This is a genomic window from Pedobacter sp. AJM (assembly GCF_002197755.1).
Taxonomy (GTDB): Bacteria; Bacteroidota; Bacteroidia; order Sphingobacteriales; family Sphingobacteriaceae; genus Pedobacter.
On sequence record NZ_NHOT01000012.1, the window covers coordinates 50,512 to 71,320 of the forward strand.

17 protein-coding genes and 1 tRNA gene are annotated in these 20,809 nt (G+C 38.6%); 11 read left to right on the forward strand and 7 right to left on the reverse strand.

The features are described from left to right. Positions 1-110 precede the first annotated feature (110 nt). From CBW18_RS18090 to CBW18_RS18100, 3 genes are all read left to right on the forward strand, one after another. Complete coding sequence (locus CBW18_RS18090; RefSeq protein ID WP_088302791.1) at positions 111-1,415, forward strand: DUF2851 family protein; 1,305 nt, start codon at positions 111-113, stop codon at positions 1,413-1,415. Positions 1,416-1,793: 378 nt separating this feature from the next. Further along, entirely contained in the window at positions 1,794-2,009 is a 216-nt protein-coding gene (locus tag CBW18_RS18095) for a hypothetical protein (RefSeq protein WP_140418711.1), read from the forward strand. A 129-nt stretch (positions 2,010-2,138) separates the two neighbouring features. After that, positions 2,139-2,357 (forward strand): PspC domain-containing protein, encoded by a 219-nt coding sequence (locus CBW18_RS18100; protein WP_010601800.1) that lies wholly within the window; start codon positions 2,139-2,141, stop codon positions 2,355-2,357. 42 nt (positions 2,358-2,399) lie between these two features. On the opposite strand, the gene CBW18_RS18105 is transcribed toward CBW18_RS18100, so the two are convergent. Then, positions 2,400-3,053, reverse strand: coding sequence for an ankyrin repeat domain-containing protein (locus CBW18_RS18105; protein WP_088302793.1), 654 nt, complete (start codon positions 3,051-3,053; stop codon positions 2,400-2,402). Between the two features lie 339 nt (positions 3,054-3,392). Between CBW18_RS18105 and CBW18_RS18110 the strand changes: the two genes are divergently transcribed. From CBW18_RS18110 to CBW18_RS18130, 5 genes are all read left to right on the forward strand, one after another. Continuing rightward, positions 3,393-5,990, forward strand: coding sequence for a DNA translocase FtsK (locus CBW18_RS18110; protein WP_088302794.1), 2,598 nt, complete (start codon positions 3,393-3,395; stop codon positions 5,988-5,990). Positions 5,991-6,050: 60 nt separating this feature from the next. Beyond that, positions 6,051-6,701, forward strand: a complete 651-nt coding sequence (locus tag CBW18_RS18115; RefSeq protein WP_088302795.1) for an outer membrane lipoprotein carrier protein LolA — start codon at positions 6,051-6,053, stop codon at positions 6,699-6,701. A gap of 270 nt (positions 6,702-6,971) precedes the next feature. Further along, positions 6,972-7,874 (forward strand): right-handed parallel beta-helix repeat-containing protein, encoded by a 903-nt coding sequence (locus tag CBW18_RS18120; protein WP_088302796.1) that lies wholly within the window; start codon positions 6,972-6,974, stop codon positions 7,872-7,874. A gap of 507 nt (positions 7,875-8,381) precedes the next feature. Continuing rightward, positions 8,382-8,654, forward strand: coding sequence for a hypothetical protein (locus tag CBW18_RS18125; RefSeq protein ID WP_088302797.1), 273 nt, complete (start codon positions 8,382-8,384; stop codon positions 8,652-8,654). 49 nt (positions 8,655-8,703) lie between these two features. Further along, a complete protein-coding gene (locus tag CBW18_RS18130) occupies positions 8,704-9,468 on the forward strand; it encodes an MBL fold metallo-hydrolase (protein WP_088302798.1) in 765 nt (254 codons plus the stop codon). A 34-nt stretch (positions 9,469-9,502) separates the two neighbouring features. On the opposite strand, the gene CBW18_RS18135 is transcribed toward CBW18_RS18130, so the two are convergent. Then, positions 9,503-10,141, reverse strand: coding sequence for a DUF6266 family protein (locus CBW18_RS18135; protein WP_088302799.1), 639 nt, complete (start codon positions 10,139-10,141; stop codon positions 9,503-9,505). A gap of 403 nt (positions 10,142-10,544) precedes the next feature. On the opposite strand from CBW18_RS18135, the gene CBW18_RS18140 reads away from it, so the two are divergent. Both CBW18_RS18140 and CBW18_RS18145 read left to right on the forward strand, forming a co-directional pair. After that, a tRNA-Leu gene (locus CBW18_RS18140) sits at positions 10,545-10,628 on the forward strand. Positions 10,629-10,665: 37 nt separating this feature from the next. Then, complete coding sequence (locus CBW18_RS18145; protein WP_088302800.1) at positions 10,666-10,950, forward strand: GIY-YIG nuclease family protein; 285 nt, start codon at positions 10,666-10,668, stop codon at positions 10,948-10,950. 340 nt (positions 10,951-11,290) lie between these two features. Here CBW18_RS18145 and CBW18_RS18150 read toward each other — a convergent pair whose 3' ends face one another. Continuing rightward, positions 11,291-12,721: a DNA/RNA non-specific endonuclease gene (locus CBW18_RS18150; protein WP_253249083.1), complete on the reverse strand. Its 1,431-nt coding sequence runs from the start codon at positions 12,719-12,721 to the stop codon at positions 11,291-11,293. Positions 12,722-13,482: 761 nt separating this feature from the next. On the opposite strand from CBW18_RS18150, the gene CBW18_RS18160 reads away from it, so the two are divergent. After that, complete coding sequence (locus CBW18_RS18160; protein ID WP_088302802.1) at positions 13,483-15,213, forward strand: hypothetical protein; 1,731 nt, start codon at positions 13,483-13,485, stop codon at positions 15,211-15,213. 95 nt (positions 15,214-15,308) lie between these two features. Here the strand turns inward: CBW18_RS18160 and CBW18_RS18165 are convergent, their stop codons facing one another. The 4 genes from CBW18_RS18165 to CBW18_RS18185 form a co-directional block, all read right to left on the reverse strand. Then, complete coding sequence (locus CBW18_RS18165; protein WP_088302865.1) at positions 15,309-16,208, reverse strand: DNA adenine methylase; 900 nt, start codon at positions 16,206-16,208, stop codon at positions 15,309-15,311. Positions 16,209-16,266: 58 nt separating this feature from the next. After that, positions 16,267-17,844, reverse strand: coding sequence for a hypothetical protein (locus tag CBW18_RS18170; RefSeq protein ID WP_088302803.1), 1,578 nt, complete (start codon positions 17,842-17,844; stop codon positions 16,267-16,269). 337 nt (positions 17,845-18,181) lie between these two features. Beyond that, complete coding sequence (locus tag CBW18_RS18180) at positions 18,182-18,820, reverse strand: hypothetical protein (RefSeq protein WP_088302805.1); 639 nt, start codon at positions 18,818-18,820, stop codon at positions 18,182-18,184. 363 nt (positions 18,821-19,183) lie between these two features. After that, positions 19,184-20,080: a serine protease gene (locus tag CBW18_RS18185; protein WP_172406573.1), complete on the reverse strand. Its 897-nt coding sequence runs from the start codon at positions 20,078-20,080 to the stop codon at positions 19,184-19,186. Positions 20,081-20,809 lie beyond the last annotated feature (729 nt).

The following is a 20,809-nucleotide window of genomic DNA, read 5'->3' on the forward strand; positions in this document are numbered from 1 at the left end:
CGTCATGCTGAATGCATTTTCAGCATCTTTTACCAGAACACCCTGAAATAAATTCAGGGTGACGAATGAAATGGTATAAAACTTAAAGGAATATTTTTTATCTTCAGTAAATGAACTTTTCTGAAGATTTCCTGCATTATGTCTGGCAATTCAAATCATTTGATCATGTTGATTTAAGAACTGCTGACGCGCAAACACTTCAAATTATCCATCATGGATTTCTGAATAAAGATGCAGGTCCTGATTTTAGCCAGGCAAAAATTCAGATTGCTGAAACGCTATGGGCCGGAAATGTAGAAATCCACCTTAAATCGTCTGATTGGCTAAAGCACCGCCATCAAAACGACAAGGCTTATGAGAATGTAATTCTGCACGTGGTATATGAACACGATGTAGAAATCAACCGGATGGATGGATCGGTGATACCTGTACTCATCTTAAAAAATAGAATAGCAAGGGAGCTGCTGGAGAAATATGAAAATCTTTTTCTTAACTTAAATGATTTTCCATGTGCCGCGCAGATTGCATCAGTGAATCGTGTGATTATCGATTCTTTCCTTTCCAGGACTTTAACGGAAAGGTTTGAGGAAAAAACGGAGCTACTGTTTAAAAGTCTGGAGGAGGCCAAGGGCAACTGGGATGAAATTTTTTATCAGTTCATGGCCAGGAATTTCGGTTTTAAGGTGAATGCTTTACCTTTTGAGTTTCTGGCAAAAGCCATGCCTTCATCAATTTACAGGAAACACAAAGATAATCCCTTTCAGGTTGAAGCTTTGGTTTATGGTGCTGCAGGTTTTTTAAACCATCATGCTGAAGAAGAATACCCGCGCAAACTTAAAGCGGAATTTCTTTTTCTTCAGAAAAAATATAAGATTAAACCCATAGAAATGTCTAATTGGAAATTTATGAGGATGAGGCCTCAGAATTTTCCTACACTTCGTTTAGCACAGTTTGCTGCATTAATTTCAAAGTCTAACCATCTCTTTTCAAAAATTATAGCCATAAAAGATATTGGTGAATTAGGCCGGCTTTTCGAAAAACTGCCGGTTAATCCTTATTGGGAGGAACATTATCATTTTCATAAAAAAGCGGCAGGTGTAAATACGCAGATCGGTAAAAAATCTATCGAAAATATTTTATTAAACACTGTTGCGCTATTCTTATTTGCTTATGGAAAGCATATTGGAATGCAGGACTATATCGACAGGGCAATTTGCCTGCTGGAAAGTTTGCCGGCAGAAAAGAATGCCATTACAGAAAAGTTTACCGGGGCGGGGGTGAGCATTGAAAAAGCCTTTGCCTCTCAGGCCGTTTTACAGCTAAAAAAGCAATATTGTGATCAGAAGAAATGCTTACGGTGTGGCATAGGCATCAGCATATTAAAGCCTGATCTGAATAACATTCATCATACCTGATGATGAACAACATCCAGTCATCGGTTAAATATGAGTGTACCGTAAAAATACTTTTTTTTAGTCAGCATAAACCTTATTACTGAAGGGTATAATTACCCTTTTATCAAATAAGATCGTTTGCGCATTTATTAATCTGTTATCTTAGTGGTAGTTATAGTTAAATCAATGGGACGATTTAGATTAACAAAAACCAAGCAGTCAGGGTATGCTGTATGATTTTAAAACTAAAACCAGGCATTTGGATGGATGCGGGTTAACAGTTAAAGCCTTACCAAAGTAGGGCTTTAACTTTTTTAAAATGATTACCCATGGCATATACCATAAAAAAAATTAAAACACCGAGATCAAACTTTATGGCGTTAGAAAGGTTTTATGATTATGGAATTCCCACACGAACTTAGAGAGCATTTTCCGGATAAAATTATCGAGGTAAGAGGTAATGCCGATGCTTTAACTGTTATATTGCATGCAGCGGTGGATATTGAAAAGTTTAAGAATGAATTGAAAAAGAAATTTGCACATTTAGATGAGCAGCAGATCCTTTTTATAAAACACGAGAACAGGCAGGATTTTGATAAACTGGTGCTGGATTAACTTCTTTATCGGTATCATATTTAATTCATGCATTTTTATCTAAATATTATACCTAAATTAGTATTCAATTGGCATTATTATTTTGCTTGATTTATTTTTCTATTGCGTTGGATTTAAAATAAGCTTAAAATGTTTCAGAGAATCATCACCTATTTTGAACAGCAAAGTTTCGGCGTGTCAACTTATCTTGCCAATAAGTTAAACATGAGTACGGCTAAGGTTCGTTTATTTTTTATCTATTCGTCATTTCTGGCGGTTGGCTTCCCCATATTGTTTTACTTTCTGGCCGCAGTGGTGCTGGACATCAGGACTTACATGAAAAAAATGCGGTTGAGAATCTGGGAGTAGATCAGTGGGTCATGTACAGCTGACGATTCACCATGACAGAAACTAATCTTCTCTTAATATTTCGGCAATTTCATGAAAACCCTTTTCAGCAGCTAAATCTGCGGGTAGTTTTCCGCCTTCCATTCTTAAACCTACTTCAGCACCATGTTCCAGCAGGAGAATGATCAACGCGATATTGCCCAGCTGTGCTGCGGTATGTAATGGGGCTAAGCCTGCTTTTTGGCAAACATTAGGATAGGCACCTGCATCCAGAAGCATTTTAGTCAGGTTGACATGATTTGATGCCACAGCAGAGTGGATCGGAAAGACATTAAAGCCATTTTTAGAGGGAATGTTCACATCTGCACCCTTGAGTATAAGAAACCGCGCCAAATCTTCATGGCCAAAATAACAGGCCAAACCCAGCGGTGTAAATCCATCATCAGACCAGGTATTGATATGCTCCGGATTTTGGAAAACGAGTAATGTTGCCGTATCAAATTTACCTGCCGCACAAGCCTCAAACAAGTTTAAATCAGCTGTAAATTCCACAATCAAATCGACAATTTGCTGCTTTTTGTAATAGCAGGCCAATAATAAGGGAGAAATCTGATGTGATGTGTTGGTATTGGCCAATGCCGGGTTTTCGATCAAAATATCTTTAACTGCCTGAAAATTTCCCAGCGTTATCTGTTCTTCAAGTTTCGCTATGCTCATGTAGAATTAATCTTTTGTAAAAACTGACTTAAAGTAGTGAAAAATTAATAATTATTTAATTTTTGAAACTTTTTGCCGTATTTTTTTCTGACAAAAAGAATATCTGGTATGGCTTTTAAATAAAAACCCCGTTTCGCCACTCCTGGCCAAACGGGGGTAAAACCTAAAACAAATCCGTTTCATTTGACAAAACGTACAACTGTGTGCTGTTAAATCATAGACGTGATTTTGAGCTAAAGGTTTAACTGCTGATCATTCTTTTATGTAGTGGATATTTTAAATCATGATAGATACAACTATATATTTATATTTGTTCGTTAATCATTATTAGGATAGAAAATGGCGGTAAGGGGAAACCAGTTTAAAACCAATACATTCAGAGATAAAGGTGCTGAAAATGCATCAGGCAGGTCATCTTTTAATCGCCAGCCTAAAGGAAAAAGAGAGTATCTGCCGAGCTTCGACTTGCAGGATGGCCGTGCTGTGAAAATTGCAGGACTGTTTTTTGTCATCCTTTCCTTATATTTCTTAATCGCTTTTACGTCCTATTTATTTACCTGGCAGGACGATCAGAGTTATGTGATCGACGCCAACGGCGGCTGGGGGAATTTATTCAAGACAGCAGAGGAGTTGAAAGATGCCGGTGTGACTACGCCTGTTGTTCAGAACTGGCTGGGAAAGTTCGGTGCGCTGTTATCGCATCAGTTTATTTATGAGTGGTTTGGCATTGCCTCCTTTTTATTTGTACTGGCGTTTTTTATTATCGGCTACCGCTTATTGTTTAAAGTCAAAATCCTTTCCATTTCTAAAACACTGGGGTATAGTTTTTTCTTTCTGTTGTTCATTTCCCTAACCTTAGGTTTTGCACATGGCTTCTGGGCAGAATCGCCACATTATGTAGAAGGTGAGTTTGGCTACTGGAGCAACAAATTACTGGCTGCGCAGATTGGTGCCGCCGGGGTTGCCGGTTTAATTGCCTTTGCAGGCTTATCCATTCTGATCATTGCCTATAACATTGATTTTAAATTTCCCGAACGTAAAGAAAAGGAAGTTTATCTCGACAATGAAACGCCTGATTTTGTAAATGAGGTGCGCGAGAAATTTGCCAACAAAAGAGAAGAAGATGAACGCTCTGCACCAATCGAATTTCCTGTTCGGGATAAATCGGGAACAGGAAATGAAAGAAAGCAGCAGAACGTGGTTTTACAGCCCAGCCGGTTTGAACAAAAAGAAGTAGAAGATGTGGTAATTGCACCAGTAGTGTTATCGCCAATGGCCACCAATTTACCCATTGCCACTTCGGTGGCTGAATCCATGCCCCTAACAGTTGAGCCTGTAATTGATGAAGAAAAAGAACCTGTTTTTACCATAGAAAAAACAGAAGAAGATAAAAAATCAGATGACCTGGTCGAACAGTTTGGTAATTACGATGAAAAGCTGGATTTGTCCGGCTATAAATACCCTACGGTAGATTTACTGGAAAATTATGGTACCAATAAGATTTCAGTTAATGCCGAAGAACTGGAAGCCAATAAAAACAAGATTGTAGAAACCCTTAATCATTATAACATCGAAATTGATAAGATTAAGGCAACCATTGGTCCAACGGTTACGCTCTATGAAATTATCCCGGCACCTGGTGTCCGGATTTCAAAGATCAAAAACCTGGAAGATGATATTGCACTCTCTTTAGCGGCATTAGGGATCCGGATTATTGCACCCATGCCCGGAAAAGGAACCATTGGTATTGAAGTACCGAATCAACATCCGGAAATGGTGCCGATGCGCAGTATTCTGAACACCGAAAAATGGACATCCAATACGATGGATCTGCCGATCGCACTCGGTAAAACGATCAGTAATGAAGTTTTTATTGCTGATTTAGCCAAAATGCCCCACTTATTGGTTGCCGGGGCAACAGGGCAGGGTAAGTCAGTAGGGATTAACTCCATACTGGTTTCGCTGTTATTTAAAAAACATCCTGCACAGTTAAAATTTGTACTGGTTGATCCGAAAAAAGTAGAATTAACCTTATTCAACAGAATTGAACGCCATTTCCTGGCCAAGCTACCGGGAGAAGCGGATGCGATCATCACCGACACCAAAAAGGTGGTAAACACCCTGAATTCACTTTGTATCGAGATGGATCAGCGCTATGATCTATTGAAAGATGCACAGGTCAGAAACCTGAAGGAATACAATGATAAATTCATCAAACGGAAGTTAAATCCAAACAACGGACACCGCTTTTTACCTTTTATTGTATTGGTGGTGGATGAGTTCGCCGATTTAATGATGACCGCTGGTAAAGAAGTGGAGGCGCCCATTGCCCGTTTGGCACAGCTGGCACGGGCCATCGGGATTCACCTGGTACTGGCGACACAGCGTCCGTCTGTGAATATCATTACCGGAACCATCAAAGCCAACTTCCCGGCCAGGTTAGCCTTCAGGGTTTTATCTAAAATTGATTCGCGTACCATTTTGGATAGTGGTGGTGCCGACCAGCTGATCGGCAGGGGAGATATGCTCTTATCTACCGGAAGCGACTTAATCCGCCTACAATGTGCATTTGTGGATACACCAGAGGTGGATCGGATTTCTGAATTTATCGGCAATCAACGTGGTTATGCTGATGCGTATCAACTGCCTGAATATATCGATGAAGCTGGTGAAGGCAGTAAGGCAGATTTTGATCCGAATGAGCGTGATAAGTTTTTTGAGGATGCTGCAAGGCTGATTGTGATGCACCAGCAAGGTTCTACCTCCCTCATTCAGCGTAAACTGAAGCTGGGCTATAACCGTGCCGGCCGGATCATTGATCAACTGGAAGCTGCCGGTATTGTCGGTCCTTTTGAAGGCAGTAAGGCACGTGAAGTTTTATATCCGGATGAATATTCTTTGGAACAATTCTTGAATGAGATGAATAGCAAAGATTAGATTAAACCAATCGTAAAAAATCTACTCTGACCTTTCACAAGAAAATTTAAAAGCACAAAAATGAAGAAATTAATTTCAGCAGTCATGGTGGTTGTTGCCTTTACCACATCAACTTATGCCCAGACTGATGCCAGGGCTAAAGCAATTTTAGCAGAAGTAAGTAAAAAATATAAGTCGTACAACGTAGTTAAAACAGATTTTTCTTTCACATTGGATAACCCCAAAGCAAAGGTGAAGGAAACACAGCAAGGTACCTTGTATGTTAAGGCCAACTCCAATAAGTATAAGGTGGCCATGACCAATCAGGAATTGTTCAGTGATGGTAAAAGCCAGTGGACTTATCTTAAAAAAGACAAAGAAGTTCAGGTGAGTAACGTAGATAACAGTGGTGATGCCATTAATCCGGCTAAAATCTTTACCGTTTATGAAAAAGGTTTTAAATATGTTTATACCGGGGAAGAAAAGGCTGGTGCGAAAACCTATCAGATGATTGATTTAACACCGGTTGATACCAAAAAATCAATCTTTAAAGTTCGCTTAAGTATTGATAAGGCTGCCAAACAGATTGCAAATGTGGTGTTGTTTGATAAGAATGGAAACAAATACACGTATAACGTGAAAACTTTCTCGCCCAATGTGAATGTACCGGAAACGACTTTTGCCTTTGATGCCAAAAAATATCCTGGTGTGGAAGTAGTTGATTTGCGGTAACAGCTTCAGCAGACGGCGCTTGTTTCAGCGCTATAGATATGATAAGCGATTTAATCAGGATATTCCCTGGTTAGATCGCTTTTTCTTTGATATACCTTTTACTTCCTATTTAATTACAAGTCATGCGTATCCACTGGATATCCGGTTTTGTAATTTAAGTTCTTTTTTAGTTACGGGAACGATTGCATAGATATATATGATTTATGATACATTATTGTAGTTTAATTATTAATTTCATCATCATTAATAACCAAATATAATTCTATTATCATGAAAAAAAACTCAGGTATTCTCGTACTCGGGATGGCTATTGCATTGTTCGGATGCAAGAAAGACAACACTACAACGGCTGAAGTTGCAGATGGTCAATCCATCGTTCAGCCAAACAAATTGGGATTGGCAGCTGCGGCTGTAAGTGCTACAGTAACTACTGAAGCAGCTTTAAAAACTGCCATATCAAATGCCCAACCGGGCGATGTGATCACGGTAAGTGGTACCATCTATCTCACCAGCACCCTGCAGTTACTTAAAAGTGGTACATCCGGTTCTAAAATTAATTTTACCGGTGGCATATTGGATTGTTCCCGTATTTCCGGTGCCAACTGGGGTGTAAAAGTAAATGGAAGTTACTGGAATATTACCAATATGACGATCAGAAACGCACCTGACTGCGGGATTGTTTTCCAAACCGGGGGCTACAATTATGTCAATAAGGTAACAACCTATGGAAACAAAGATTCCGGACTTCAGATTTATAACGGCGGTCACCATAACAGCATTAATAATTCCACCTCATACGATAATTATGATGTGGCCAATGGAGGTGAAAATGCAGATGGTTATGCCTGTAAGTTATCTGCCGGAGCGGGTAATCAGTTTAACGCCTGCAATGCCTACCACAATTCTGATGATGGCTGGGATTTATACGGACAACCTTATACGGTTGTCATGAACAATTGTACGGCCACCAATAATGGTTATGGTACCAATGGTGATGGAAATGGCTTCAAGCTGGGCAGTGCCGGGCAAAATGTTGCGCATACGGTGACCAATTGCACCGCCAGCAATAACAAAGGAAGCGGTTATGATGGAAATGGAAATGCTGGCCACATCACAACCACAGGCAGCGGTGGCTCCGGTAATGTAAAAGGACTTTTTAACCGGATTAACTAAGATCCTGCGCTTCGTGAAAGGTTCAGTTGGAAACAGCTGAACCTTTTTTGTTTTATTTAAAGCAGATTTCAGGTATATCGTAGGACCATATATGGCTTTTTTTGAAAAGCAATAGCCGTAATGCTTAGGTTGCAGCAGTCCCGCCATTCGCTATAGGCCCGATGAAGAATCGGGCGCTGCCGCTGCTGTCGGGTTTAGGTGGCCTGGTGCTTTTAAGAGACAATAAGTGTCGAGGATCTGGATGACAGGTTTACAAACAATCATCATCCCGACCGTAGCGGAGAGATCTTTTAATCCAGTCCAAAGATCTCTCCACTCCGCATTGCTCCGGTCGGGATGACGCCAATCTTAGCATATGCCATTGATAAAATGATAGGGCTTTCATGATCGATTGTTAATAGAACCCCAATTTTCTGGATATTTTTATTTTAGAAATGAACATGGTGATTGATAAAATTTTCATCATGTATTTATGAATGCTCCACAGATTTCTCTAAGTTTGTTCTAATGTCGTTGCCTTTAACCAATCATTCATTAGAAAAATTAGAGCAATTGCTTTTGGCGATGGGTTTTAAGGTTCGTTATGAAAAAGGAAACTTTAAAACCGGCTCTTGCCTGTTGGAGCATAACAGGATAATCGTGGTCAATAAGTTTTCAAACCTGGAAGGGAAAATCGCAGCCCTGGTTGCCCTGATTAAGCAAACCAGTCCTGATGTACATCTGTTGGATGAAAAACAACGGCAATTTTTTCATACACTACAGCAAACGGAGTTATTTTGATACAGATAAAGACAGCAGATGACATGTTAAGAAAGGAAGGTCATATACAATGAAAGTTACTTTCTTAGGTACCGGCACTTCACAGGGCGTTCCGGTAATTGCCTGTGATTGCGAAGTTTGCCGCTCTGATGATCGGAAAAATAACCGGTTAAGGACTTCTGTTTTAATAGAAACCGGAGATAAAACCATTGTAGTGGATAGCGGGCCTGATTTCCGGTATCAGCTTCTTCGTGCGCAGGTAAAGGATCTGGATGCGGTACTGTTTACACATGAACATAAGGATCACATTGCAGGTTTAGACGATATCAGGCCGTTTAATTACCTGTTGCAAAAGGTAATAGATGTTTATGCCACCGAAAGGGTTCAAACGGCTTTAAAAAGGGAGTTCTATTATATTTTTGCGGAAACCAAATACCATGGTTTGCCGCAAATTAACCTGCATACCGTTACCAATGGAGAAGATTTTAAAATTGGCGAAACGACCATCATTCCACTTGAAGTAATGCACCATTTATTGCCGATTACAGGCTACCGGATTGGCGACTTTACGTACATCACCGATGCCAAAACCATATCAGAACAGAGTTTTGAAAAAATAAAAGGAACAAAAATATTGGTGATTAATGCATTACAGAAAGAACCCCATATTTCACATTTTACTCTGGACGAAGCCATTGCCTTTGCAGAAAAGGTTGGGGCAGAAACGACGTACCTGACACATATCAGCCATAATTTAGGCCTACATGCGGAGGTAGAAAAAGATTTACCAGCGCATATCAGGCTGGCTTATGACGGGCTGAATTTCGAATGTTAGCGTTATCTAACCTAAAAGCTTCAGTCATTTGTGATCAAAAAATGAAACTGCCGCAATACGTACTCCCAGATATCTCCATTCTATCGTCTGCAATGAAAGCCATCCAGGTGTGAAATGTATTTCCTTTATAAAAAGAAGGAATTTCCAGGCTTTCCCTTTCTTTTGACCGTCTGGCGCCGCTTGTTTCATAGATGGCCGTTTTGTTGTCCACATCATAAACCATTAACATCACCTGGTCATTTTGCCTGGTGTAATCGCCGTTAGCATTATCCGTCCAGCTGAAATGTACACCCTCATCGTCGTGTTCCAGCTTAACCCCCTCCACACCGCTGAGGTTTCCAAAGCTTAAACGCACAGCGGCATAGTCAATTTCGCCGGCGGCATTTTGGGCATTCAGCATGTTATAGGATTTCGCCACATTATGGGCGGTCATTTCGCGCTTTTTCGACTCCAGGTTAAAACCAATCCGGATAAAACCAACTATAGGGCTCAAGAAGGTCTGCATCATAGTAAAACGGGATCTGCAGGCCTTTTGATCAGCAGTACCGGTTTTGTTTTTGATGGATTTTCTGCGTTTACTCCTGATCACCCATTTCCCGTTCAGGTAATAACCGGTCACGGCGCCCACCGACCCGGTGAAACCCCCGTTAATTCCGTTTTCTATTTTTCCCATGATGGCATTAGTTTATGTAATACAATATAGCAAATTGCTGATTAATAAACCAATAAGTTGTATTTGCTTCTGACTTACGCCGGCTTTTATTCGGGTACAATTGTCAGAAGTCCGACGAAACCCCGACTTAAATGCGGCGAAAGTCCGTCAAAACAGTTAGGCGGTTGTATCTGCCTTTATATGGTGTCCCACAACTAAAATAAGGTTACCATAGGAAGTTGTGTTACTGTATCGGGTTGACCAGGTTAAGATTAGCTTTCTAGAATATCAGTTCAAAAAATATTTGATGAATGTTGCAAAGCGCTATGGTTAATTTATATATTTGCAACAATTCAAACCCAGGTGGGCGGTCCCGATAGCTATCGGGATGGTAGACGCTTTCGGGAATGATTAAGTAGTAAATACCCAGGTGGCGAAATTGGTAGACGCACCAGCTTGAGGGGCTGGCGCCTGTATGGGTGTGGGAGTTCGAATCTCCTCTTGGGTACAAAGAGTTTGGTTTTTACCAAACTCTTTCTTGTTATATGGCGTCAGTTTATATTCTTTTCTCCAAAAAATTGAACCGTTATTATACTGGTAGTTGCCTGGATTTATCCCAACGACTAGATGAGCATTTACAAGGTGTTTATCCTGATAGTTTTACGAGCAAAGCTACTGACTGGGAACTTTTTCTTCATATCAATGATTTGGCATACCAGCAAGCCAGACAGATTGAACTGCATATTAAAAAAATGAAAAGTAGAACTTACATAGAAAACCTAAAAAAATACGAAGATATTCAGACCAAGCTGATTATGCTGTACAGATAATGGTGGCGACCCCGATTGCTATCGGGGTGGTAGACGCACCAGCTTGAGGGGCTGGCGCCTGTATGGGTGTGGGAGTTCGATCCGATAGCTATCGGATCTCCTCTTGGGTACGCTAAAAGCTTCAGTTTATATCTTACCTGACCAAGCCAATAATGTAACTTAAAAGGCTGGTTTTTTCTGGCCTTGATACATATCAATTTCAAGCAATCTGGTGATTTGATTAATAGCTTTCTGGATTAAACAGAAAAGCCGTATCAATTTTTTTGATACGGCTTGTTTATGGGATGCAAATTTCGCCTCTGTAAGGGTAATAGCTATATCCTCAAGTTAATAACTGATTTTAGTTACCAGGATCTTTCACTTTCTCCACCACGTCTTGTATGTTCTGCGGTAAATTTGAAAGTAAATTATAACCCGTTGCACTTTCTATATCGCGGACAGACACAATATAGTTCTTCCAGCTTGGATTTGTGCTGTTGACGTTGGGTGTGTTGATGGCAATAACCCTTGTCGAACTACTCACGCGGCTGATATCATTGTCTCCCGTTTTTAGCAGTACAGCCACTTTCCATACGTTTGCCGGCACGGTAACTTTGCCATTGTTGATGGTGTTCACTACCGACGCGCTTGCCGAACCAATGCCGCCTGTGCCATAACTGCCCATGATCACATAAACCTCGTATCCGTTCAATGCCTGGGCGCGGAGATAGCTTTCAAAAGATTCCCATGTTTTCTGGTTGTTGTTCGGTGCCTGAGGGATCATGTTGGTCATCAGGAAAGTTGCTGAATTGGCAGTATTTGAGCTTGTACGGTCACCGCTTGGACAGTTATGACCCCTGTCAAAACCGGAACCTGAATAGCTGTTGCTCTGTACCTGGTACCAATTTGCCGGCAGGCCAGTAAATGAAGCGAAATCGTCTTTTCTGCTTGCTGCACCAGTAAAGTTGTTCGGATCCAGGTGCCAGCTTACCCAGTTTGGTGTTCCGCGGGTCATGCTGTAACTCTCGGTGTAATATTTTTGATCGATCAGGTAATTTTCTGCTGAAACCAGGTTGGCCGTAGCGCCTGATGGGTTACCAAAAAGTAAGTTTGAATTATCACCTCCGGCCGGTGGTGCATCCGCACCTGCATCCGGCGTGCCTCTTCCAGGGGTTGCTGTGGAGCCGCCGTTATCCACAGGATCCGTATCCGCTCCACCTACGGTAATGCCCGGATCACCTGTACCTTTAAAGATGATATCGTCGATGTTGATCCTGGTTGTACCGGCTTTTTTGATCTGAAAGCGTATTTTGCCTGTTGTATTCACCTTAAAGGAATCGGTCACCAGTGTGGTGCTGGTTTCTGTAATATCCGTACCTAACTGCGTGAAGGTTTTACCACCATCGGTAGAAGCCAGAAGCTGCCAGGTTGAACTGGCATCGGTTCCATATTTGGCATGGGAAACGTAAATCATTTGAGTCCCTGCGATATCAAAGTTCATGGACAGGTAACCTGTTCTTAACCGGACAGATTTCGCGCCGTCCTTGGCATCAGCTGAAAGATTGCCCAGCAGCGCATCGCTGAATGTCCATTTGCCGGTTAGTAGCTGAACACTGTCTAACGCATAAGCGCCTTTGCTGCCGGATTCGAAAGTCTCTGTTATGGCATAAGCAGTTGGCGATTTTGGTGGTGTGGTTGGTGTTTCATCTCCGATGCTTGTTTTTTTTGAACAGGAGGATAGGATCAGGATGCCGATAAATCCTGAATAGGTAAGGATGTTTTTTAATTTCATGCTTTGATTTTAATGTCTAGTTGTTTGCGTTAACATAGATCATTTTTCAATGCGGCACGAAGGTATGGAGAAAAGATGTCTGTTGTGTTAAGTTAATGTTAACACAAAGTAGGTGATTGTAATTGGGTAGAATGCTGGTGTTTAATGCTCGTTTCGCCACGGTAACTACCTGTTTCACCACGTTCGATGATTGGTTTTGATTTCTTTGGCTGATTTATTTGGCTGAATTGATAGGGGAAGTCTCTGTTAACCAACCCAAATTAATTAACTGTTATAAACTGGTCCGGCAAATTTATACTTACTGTTTTTCTCAGCTTTTGCTGTATGATATCAAAAATCATTGATTTATTAAGTTTTTGAAAAGCACAAGTCAGCCACAACAGTTCCGCAACTCCCAAGACTTGTGCTAAGAAAGGAGATGTAAATTATTATTAATGGAATTCATTGGATTGTTTGTTTCCAAAGTTGTAAGTTTAAACTATTATAATATTTCTCAGATAACTTCGCTCTCATTATGAAAACAGAAATCTTGACTTCTTCATTTTCTATATTTTGTAGAAAGAATATTGTCTTCAACCCAAATAATTCAAATCTTACTTCTTTTTGGATTCAAAAATTGGCTTATATTGACTTTGGTTAAACCAATAAAAGTCTTTAAACTGCGAGGCTTGTTAAGCCTTTGATTTACACTAAATATTAATGTGTATCCTTTTGAAATGGATTTAGGCCCTATCTCTAACTTCTTATAACCATTGTTTACTATGCCGAATAAATTAAGTTCCATTACTAAAGCCGAGATTCTAGAAGCCTTAGATTTTATAGATCACAATGGGATTCCAAAAGACAATGAATGGAATCAGTATTGGATCATGTATAACCGCATTCCATATCCCTTTAAGCATTCAGTTCATTTAGCTAGTAAATTTAAGATTGATTTTCGTAGTGATCATTTCTACAGAACCCGGATTTCAGAGCTTGGATTTAATATTCAGTTTAAAAGTGAAAAGGGCAAGGATAAAGCACCTAAATTTTGGATAGGGGCGAGTTATTTTGGCGAATCTCCAAACCATATACCTATGCTTGAGGACTTCATAAAAAACAGCTATTGGGCTACTGACCACGACTTTTCTTCGAAGACAGGAAAGACAATAGATAAGAGACTTTCTCAAGTAAGTATTAATGATAGAATTGCAATTCGGTTTTTTAGCAGAAAGAATAGTACCATTGCGATTGCAGCGCTTGGAACTGTGAAAAGTATCGATGAAATCCATAATGGACATCTTGAGGTTATCTGGGACTATTTTCCAAAACTTTATAATGGGCCGAAACCATCAGGACAAGGAGCTGGAAACTGGTGGAATACATTTTTAGAGATAAGTAGGCCGGAAGATATCGAGCTAATATTTGATCATGAAATTACGAATAAAAGGCTTTCAAGGCTTACTTGGAATCTTGAACATGGTTATATGTCTCCATCTGGCAGGCAAGGGAAAAGCAAAGATCTAAAGTCTCATGAGGGGCAATTTGGGTATGGGCATGAAGAATGGCTGTTTGATAACGCAAAGCTAATTGATGGTTATCACTATGGGTTTCTTGAGCCTGTAAGAAAATATCAGAAATTCCATACTGGTAAAATTTATGATGTGACTTTTTATACTCTCGATGCCGATTCAAGCATTCGATATGAGGTTGGGGAGGTGTATGGCCTTGAAGTAATTGACGAGCAACTTGCCGATTCGATAAAACAACAATATAAGACAAATGGATGGCTTCAAGAAATGGAACAACAGATCATTGCATGCGGAGCAAATGATAACGGCTTTTCAGGTTTCAACGGCATTGATATTTTCAATGTTAGATATAGGCCTGAAAATCTACGAATCAATAGTCCATACAAGGCCATACCAAAGGAAAATGCTATTTATAGTGCGCAACGATACACTTTTATCCAAGATACTTCTTTTTCTCTAAATATCGAAGAGGAAGAAGAGCAATTTATATTTATCACTCCATTTCCACCATCAAGTAACGATGGGAAAGATACAAATGAAGACACCGGTCAGCCCAAACGAAAAAAGTCTTTCCGCAAACCTAAGGAAGTAGAGATTGTATACCTTCATGATGCTATTAGTATAGCTTTAACACAAAAAATTAGGGGAATCCATCAGCATCAAAATGTTCACCCTGAGCATCCAGCTGGTTATGGACAGCATAGGATCGATATTGTTGTAAATACCAACCAGGGGTTAGTTTTCTATGAGATCAAAACTTATCCCTCAATTCTGACAGCTATAAGAGAGGCATTTGGCCAACTTATGGAATATTCTTACTGGTCTAAGCACAATCGTGCAGTAAAAATCATTATAGTTACGCAAATTCCCATAACACCTAAAGCGAAAGAGTATTTCAATCATTTAAGGGATAAATTTAATCTACCATTATATTATCAATCTTTTGATCTCTCAACCGGACATCTGTCTGAAATAACTTAGTATCTTTACTCAAGTTGGAATTCCCTTTTCGACGATAACATGATGCTAGACAAGAGAAAAAATAAATTGAATGTATAAGCTAAGAGTTTTGATAATTATTCGAAAATATTAAGCGCACTAACACGATTGTTGACAATTATAAAATCACCAATAATAAGCTGTGGAGAAAAAACTATCAATTCACTTCCAAATTTTTTACTCTGTAAAGTGTAATTAAGATCAAATGATGACATCCTATAATGATCATACAATTCTCTAATTTCAGCTACGTTATCGTAGGAGATTAGCCATTTAATATTGGGGTCTAAGTTATTAATGGTTTTTACAAGATTTTCATGATCCTGATGGTCGTAATTGTTAAGATAAAGCTGTTTTCCTTTTTTGTAATAGGGAGGATCTAAATAAATAAATAAATTATCTATATCTGGATGATAATCATTTATATTCTGCAGAATTTTTAAGGCATCTAAATTTGTTAAAGTTATTTGTTCAGAGAATGTCGCAATCTTTCTAATTCTCTCAATTAGATCAACCTTATTAAATCTTACATCTAATAGATAGTCCCCCTCTTGATTTATTCCTCCAATAGGCCCTGCCTTAAATATTATTCCGGAGCGATTTGTTCTATTTAAGAAAAATGTAGAAAATCCAAGTTCTAAAATATCGTTCTCATAACCTCTAGCGTAAATTCTTTTTTGATTATGCCACTCGTCAATTGAAATATCTGTTGAGATAATTTTTTCAACTAATTCTTCTGTATGATTCAAGACACAGAACCAAAATGAATACATTGCGTAATCAAAATCATTTATGTGAATTTGTCGAAATACGCCATTAAATAACATGTTGAGTGCTGCTCCTGCTCCACCAGCATATAATTCAAGGTAGGTAGAGCCCTGTAACTGATTTAGGTTCGCTAATTCAGTTATAAAATTGGTAAGACATGATTTGCCTCCCGGATATCTAAGTGGGCTTTGGGTTCTAGGATTTGCCAATGTAACTATTTTTACAAAAATAAACAATCTGTTTTCAAAATAGCCCTTTAATCAAAACTTAATTTTCTTGCATATTGAGCAAGTCTTTACTAAGAAGTTCGAATAGTGGTAAAAGTTGAGACCAGGCACGCTTGTTATGCGTAGTGTCTATTATAAAGTTCAGATTATGAACAGCCAAGTCCAGCTCATTTTTTACATTATCGATGTATTGTTTAATATTTTTAAGAATATTGGCTTCTAATTGGAATTTTGCTAGTTCAATGTTTTTAATGTAGTCAAGCATGATTTTCAAGCTTAAAGAAGAATAGTCTTTATCTCCAGTGAACTTTAATATTTTCATGATATCCTCTGCATTTAGATTCTCTGAAATATTGTATTTCCCTTTGACATAAGAATTTAAAACTTTCACTTTTGCTAGTCCACTTTCTCTTTTCTCCTGATTCAACTTTAAGCCAACTGCGGCAAATAGATTTTTTTCACTGACATAATGAAAAAGCACTTGTTCTAAATAACTTCTCAAAAGTATTGCAAAAGAATATTTCTTATCTATGGTTAACGATTTTAGCTCTGAAAAGAGATCATCCAGTTTATCATTTTCGAAGGAAATCAAGCATTCACTACTAATTATTGAGTTTTCAAACGATCTTTTGAGGGGATTTTGTTTTCTTCTAGTAGTAGTGTTATTTTTCTTCTCATCAAGAGTTACTTTATCAATTGATGATTTACTTTGTGAACTTTTAGCTTGTGTATCAATAGTCGAGAAATCAAAATCTGAGTTTTCAGATAAATCTTTTACATATTCCTTTTTCTGCTCATCACGATTGAAGTCTCGAGAAAATCTTTCAGCATCAATTAATCTTTTGAAAATGACTAAAACTCTTTTTTCAAACTCTTCACGAGAAATTGTTATAATTAATTCCCCATTTTCTTCATTAAAGTCAATCCCCAACAATTTTCTAGCATCATCATAATTAAAAAATCTCTCAAGATTTGTAAAATCAAACGTTGCAATATCAATCTGAATATTTACCTCCCTATTCAAAACATCCTGCCCCTCTAAGAACAGGTTATACGCTTTGAGAGGTTTAATAACTTTTGATTTCGTTTCATTCAACACATCACAAATATCTTCAATACTTAGTCCGTCTTCATAATACATTTCAGCAACAAAAAGATACTGATTTCCTGTCTTCCACCGTTCTAAAGACAAACCATTATGCCTACTGTAAATTATTGGGTTGGCAAGCAACCTATTTGGAGATATAAAACATCTTAGTTTTCTATTAGTCGGGATGTTGTTTTTTAAAATATTCTTCAAAAGAACATTTGCTCTTACCTTTGAAAGATATTTATTAGGATTTTGTAAAATCTTGAGCGCTGCGGTACGTCTGTTGCCTTCTAAGACAACTTTCTTATCGTTCTCAATGCAAATTATGGGAGCTTCTCCAACGAAATATCCTTCCTCAGATATTTTCTTAGCCAGCTCATAAACCTTTTCTGACTTAATTAAAAAATCAATTATTTGCGTTTGATTTAATGGAATCCCTCTGTATTTTATTCTCGGATTATTAATGTCTAGATGAAGAGAGCTTACTTTATAATCGAATTCCTCCCAAGTTGAATAGTCAATGTACATATTATTAATTTAGAGTAATGATCAAAGTAAATATATCAAATAATTCTAAGTCAAAGGGCGGCTAATGATAATTCTTTAGCATATTGGTTGTAAATATTTATGAAAATTGAGACAAATTCTGCTGAATCACTTTCTTTCAATACGTTGTCCTCACCAATAGGTAAAATCCTCTTTAAGCTCAGATAAATTGCTGGGAGTTGAATATAAACTGATCCTTTAGAACGGTCGTCTTTTTTCCAAAACCTTATTCCGAGAATACCTCGAGGCTTGCCTGAGTTATTTATTATATAATAAGCCCTCACCATCCGCAAGGGCTTAAATTCAGTTTATCCATCTATCACTCAAAACTTCCTTTCCCATCAACAACATAACTATAAATCACCACATACTCCATTCCATCCTTTACAAAATGCCCGATAGGAATATCACCTTTTTCAAAGTAAGCTGATTTACTTTCGAAAGGAATACCACAAAGCATTATATTAGCTTCTGTTTGATGATAAACAACATCATTTCTGTTGCTTGCAATAGCCATTAATGCCGATAAACTTTTGCTCGATCCTTTTTGGTGATACTTTGGATGATGCGGGTGTTGATTGGCCGATACCCACGCACCAGGTACCATCGGATTATAAAATTTGCCTAAAGGAATATCAAATCGGCGTGGTAAAAAACAAGATGCTATTGTTCCATTGGCATTAATGGTTCCGGTTTCGATAAAGAAATGGGTAATTTGAATCCAATGCCGGGTGAGCTGATATACATATTCCCGAATGGAATTTTGCCCGTCCTCTAAAAATTCTGCCCAACCGGTGTAGCGTGGCAAAGTCATCATGATTTCAGAAACGTGGCCATCAATATGATGTAAGGTAGCCTTTACTGCGCAAATGGCAGGTAATACATTAGTGTTGGCTAATTCAGCTGCGACCTGAGCAGGGAGCTGTGTGTTTTGGTTTTTACAATTGTTGTTTCGCATAACATTGTTAAAAAGATCCTGGGTGCTGCGAAACAACAATAAACTCTTTTCAGAGAAAATTTAGATACGGTGCCAAACCGCTCACCCAGGAATATTGTTAAAAATTGATTTGCTTACTTAATTGCTTCTCTGTCTAAGTTGAAAATTCTGTTTATTATTATTTCGCATAGGCAATTTAGAAACAAAATCTCAAATCTCAAAGAAAAATTTTAATTATTACGGTTGCTGCAAACGGCCACTTAAATTATTGAAAACTTAATTGGGGCGTCATCCTAAACTGCATCAAAGTATATTTCCATTTCAATAATAGCGCATTCTAAAGAAGCATGCGTCAAAATTTATCTTACTCAATCTCACGACTGATCATAATTCACCACTTATAAATGGTCTTATTCTGCTCTTGTCCGTTTCAGGCAGGCTATTGTAAAATTCGATCATAGTAGATTTAATATGAGCGATTTTAACTGCTCTGATGATTTTGGGGGCATTTTCCTTATCGCTTGCTCTAACCATGATCCCCAATAATTGCCCATCGGCATTAAATACGCCTCCTCCACTCATCCCTGCTATTGCCTGGGCTTCTATTAAAAATTCGGCACTCGAATTATACGGTATATCTCCTTCGGTGTCTCCGGCAATCTTCAGTTTTTGGATGGTTTGCGTCGCTTCTGTATCGGATAATATTTTTCCATAAGCAACTGCTCCATTGGGGTAATTGGCATTATCCTGAGGATAGCCCACTGCAATTACCTTTTCACCTGCAACAGCGATATTCCAGGTTGGAGTTGCTTTGGTACGGTTATCGGGATCGTACATCTGCAAAGGTACCGAGGTTTTAACAAGCTCAGGGTAATTGGCCAGTGGACTTTGCTCAATTCGTTGATTATCGATGATGCCTATATAAAAATCTTCTGCCGGTAATAGCGTCGTATTGGTAGCACCGGTAGAAATATTAAAATGAATGAAGGGAAAATCTGCTATCAGCGTATTTCCTAAGGCTATGCTTCCGTTAACCGGGGGAATTTGTGACGTTTCGAAAATGCCAGGGTTTTCAGATGATAAATTAAAAAAATGGGCATTTCGGGAATTCCATCCAGTGATGTTATAGACATGATTGGCGCTTATATACAATCCCAGGCCATAATCGTTTTTTCTGCTCCATATTGTTTTTGACCCAGAACCTCGTCTTCCAACGCTTCCCCTTACCCTGTTGAGCAGGTTGATCAGATTTTGGTCCTTACCATTTAATATTTCCTCCATTTTGGGGACGCCCAGATCACTTCCTGGAAGAATTGGATTATTTCGTTTACATGACTGGAACGATATTCCAAAGATTATGAATAAAACGGATAATACTGTTTTTGCTTGCATAATATATGAGCTTAGAAGGCTAAAAGTATTTGATAGGGTTGACGCTCAAATTCCGACTGTCTTTTTCGCGAATTTTGCTTTCACAAAAATGCTGTTCGCTTTTCTCATAGTCAGGAAAGTAAATATCCTGGCAGCTTACCGAAATTCGAAGAATAAAAAAGGTTTTGTATTTTGTAAACATCTAAAAAACAGGTAATTGAATTACGGACAACAGGAAGGGCTTCAAATATAGATGTGTACCTATTACCATGGAATAGGCTAAGCCATTTTTCTCAAATTGATATGGCAAAAGATATCTGAAAAAGATTTCCTCTATACTGCTTTGTTCCGCCATGGGCTGGTTTTTAATACATATTCAGTAAGCATCAAGAACACGGTTTCGTTTGCTATTTACTATTTATACGATTCGATTGCTTAAAACGCTACATTCCACTTCAATCTTTTTACTATATATCTGGAAGATGATTTTTTTAAAATCGTTTTGACCGGACTAAAATTTAGGAATTTTAAATGAAAGCGACATTAGATTAGATAGCGTTTTGTATCATTCATTTCCCAATTATTGAACGCAAGGAAAAAAATGGTTATCCCAATTCTTATTTAAAAATACGGAACCTC

Coding starts and splice junctions, on each gene's coding strand:
- CBW18_RS18105 (WP_088302793.1), bottom strand. CDS start 3,053: ATGAGCATAGCGAAACTTGAAGAACAGATAACGCTGGGAAATTTTCAG.
- CBW18_RS18095 (WP_140418711.1), top strand. CDS start 1,794: ATGGAATTCCCACACGAACTTAGAGAGCATTTTCCGGATAAAATTATC.
- CBW18_RS18125 (WP_088302797.1), top strand. CDS start 8,382: ATGTCGTTGCCTTTAACCAATCATTCATTAGAAAAATTAGAGCAATTG.
- CBW18_RS18115 (WP_088302795.1), top strand. CDS start 6,051: ATGAAGAAATTAATTTCAGCAGTCATGGTGGTTGTTGCCTTTACCACA.
- CBW18_RS18160 (WP_088302802.1), top strand. CDS start 13,483: ATGCCGAATAAATTAAGTTCCATTACTAAAGCCGAGATTCTAGAAGCC.
- CBW18_RS18185 (WP_172406573.1), bottom strand. CDS start 20,080: ATGGAGGAAATATTAAATGGTAAGGACCAAAATCTGATCAACCTGCTC.
- CBW18_RS18135 (WP_088302799.1), bottom strand. CDS start 10,141: ATGGGAAAAATAGAAAACGGAATTAACGGGGGTTTCACCGGGTCGGTG.
- CBW18_RS18130 (WP_088302798.1), top strand. CDS start 8,704: ATGAAAGTTACTTTCTTAGGTACCGGCACTTCACAGGGCGTTCCGGTA.
- CBW18_RS18120 (WP_088302796.1), top strand. CDS start 6,972: ATGAAAAAAAACTCAGGTATTCTCGTACTCGGGATGGCTATTGCATTG.
- CBW18_RS18150 (WP_253249083.1), bottom strand. CDS start 12,721: ATGAAATTAAAAAACATCCTTACCTATTCAGGATTTATCGGCATCCTG.
- CBW18_RS18100 (WP_010601800.1), top strand. CDS start 2,139: ATGTTTCAGAGAATCATCACCTATTTTGAACAGCAAAGTTTCGGCGTG.
- CBW18_RS18170 (WP_088302803.1), bottom strand. CDS start 17,844: ATGTACATTGACTATTCAACTTGGGAGGAATTCGATTATAAAGTAAGC.
- CBW18_RS18145 (WP_088302800.1), top strand. CDS start 10,666: ATGGCGTCAGTTTATATTCTTTTCTCCAAAAAATTGAACCGTTATTAT.
- CBW18_RS18110 (WP_088302794.1), top strand. CDS start 3,393: ATGGCGGTAAGGGGAAACCAGTTTAAAACCAATACATTCAGAGATAAA.
- CBW18_RS18090 (WP_088302791.1), top strand. CDS start 111: ATGAACTTTTCTGAAGATTTCCTGCATTATGTCTGGCAATTCAAATCA.
- CBW18_RS18180 (WP_088302805.1), bottom strand. CDS start 18,820: ATGCGAAACAACAATTGTAAAAACCAAAACACACAGCTCCCTGCTCAG.